Origin of the sequence: Nocardia anaemiae NBRC 100462 (assembly GCF_001612725.1) — a bacterium.
Classification (GTDB): domain Bacteria; phylum Actinomycetota; class Actinomycetes; order Mycobacteriales; family Mycobacteriaceae; genus Nocardia; species Nocardia anaemiae.
Genome location: NZ_BDAZ01000120.1, coordinates 1 through 1,789, shown reverse-complemented (window position 1 = coordinate 1,789; position 1,789 = coordinate 1). Strand labels below are relative to the sequence as shown.

Annotated in this window: 2 protein-coding genes; both read left to right on the top strand. The window is 69.1% G+C overall.

The annotated features are described in order from the left end of the window. Positions 1–41 precede the first annotated feature (41 nt). The gene (locus NA5_RS38665; protein WP_063813859.1) at positions 42–1,532 is read left to right on the top strand and encodes an SCO6880 family protein; all 1,491 of its coding nucleotides are present in this window, start codon (positions 42–44) and stop codon (positions 1,530–1,532) included. Positions 1,533–1,539: 7 nt separating this feature from the next. After that, on the top strand, positions 1,540–1,789 hold a 250-nt coding region (locus tag NA5_RS38660), incomplete at its 3' end, for a hypothetical protein (RefSeq protein WP_218020265.1).

Below are 1,789 nucleotides of genomic sequence, written 5' to 3'. Positions count from 1 at the left end.
CGTTCGCCCGATCTCGGGAGGAGCACCATTCCGCGATGACGATGACGACGAGCGATACCTACGAGCGCCGCGCGTACGGGCTGTGGCAGAAGCCGCGCAGCGCAGGCCTTTTCGGTCTGCGCTGGGAAGAGACCGTCATCGGCTTCGTCGTCGTGATCACGGCCCTGATCTGTGCGATGGTCGGCGGGTTCAAGTGGGGTCTGATCGTTGGCGGCACCGGTGTCGTCGTGATGGTTCCACTGGTGTGGCGGACCGGGGGCCGCTCCGGATACGAGAACGGATTGATGATGTTCAACTGGATGCGCTCCCGCAGCCGCGGCGAGCATGTGTATCGCGGCGGCCGGTTCTCCCGGATCCCGGGTGGTGTCACGCGGCTACCCGGTCTGCTCGCACCCTCGAAGCTCTACGAGGGCATCGATGCGGGCGGTTACAGCTTCGGCATGATCCACCTACCGCAATTCGCCCAGTACACAGTGGTTTTGCGGGCTTGGCCGCAGGGGCACGAGGCGGTGGATCAGCCGGTCATCGACCGCTGGGTCTCGGCCTGGGGCACCTTCCTCGCCTCGGTCGGCCAGACCAGTGACATCGTCGCCGTCGTCCCGGTGATCGATACCGTGCCCGAGACCGGTAACCGGCTGCTCACCGAGGTCGCCACGATCACCCGTCCGGAGGCGCCGGAGCTGGCGCAGCAGGTGATGTACGAACTCGCCACCGAGCTGCCGCAGGAACGCGTGCAGCTGCTGCCGCGCGTCGCGATCACCTTCAAGGCGACCACCGCAGAGCGCCGTAAGAATCCGGCCGAGGAGGCCGTCGAGATCGGGCGCAGGCTCCCCGGCATCTGTGCCGCGCTGGCCGAGGCGGGCGTGCGCGCCCAGCCGATGTCGGCCGATGAGGTCATCTCGTTCATTAGGCGCAGCTACGATCCGGCCTCGCAGGCCGATCTCGAGGTCGCGGCGGGCGAACCCGAAGGGCACGGACTGGATTGGGCCGATGCCGGACCGGTTTCGCACGACGAGAAGTGGGATCATCTGGTGCACGACGGTGGCCGCTCGGTCACCTGGGAGATGGATGCCGCACCCGAGGGCGCGGTGGACGAGCGGGTGCTGCAGCGGCTGCTCGCACCGAATCCCGAAGTGCCGCGCAAGCGCATCGCCATCGTGTACCGTCCGCATTCGGCCGCCGACGCCGCCGAAATCGTCGACGACGATTTCAAGAACGCGCTGGTGGCCCAGCAGAGCGAACGCGGCGTCGTCTCGGCGGCCGCGACCCTGCGGGTGGGCGCCACCCAGCAGGCCCGTGAGGAACAAGCCCGGGGTCACGGTGTGACCCGCTTCGGGGCGCTGGTCACCATCACCGAGCCCCTGCGCGGTGATCTGCCGCGCATCGAAGCCATTACCCGCGACCTGTCCACGCAGGCGCGGTTGAAGATCCGGCGGTGCTACCGCTATCAGGCGGCGGCCTTCGCGGCCTCGCTCGGTTGCGGGGTGATCCTGCCGGAGCACGCGACAATTCCGAAAGCCTTGGCGGGGTGAGCAATACATGGCAGGTGAGTACGAGCCACCCGTGCGCGAACGGGACGAGGCGCCGGTGCGACGCAAGCGGCGCCCCGAGGACGCGGCATGGGAGCGGCCCGCGGAAGAGCGCGCGCAGCGGCCCACCGGGGACCGGGTCGAGCGCTCGGATATCGAGGAGATGTCCGACCGGGATCGGCGGTCCGCGCGGGGCCCGGCGCGGGTGAGCGGCGGCGAGCGGACCGGCATCGGCGAAACGTCCGATCGAGAGCGGCGAC

What these genes read in the sequence shown, in the direction of transcription:
- NA5_RS38665 (WP_063813859.1), top strand. Translation starts at nt 42, where the DNA reads ATGACGACGAGCGATACCTACGAGCGCCGCGCGTACGGGCTGTGGCAG.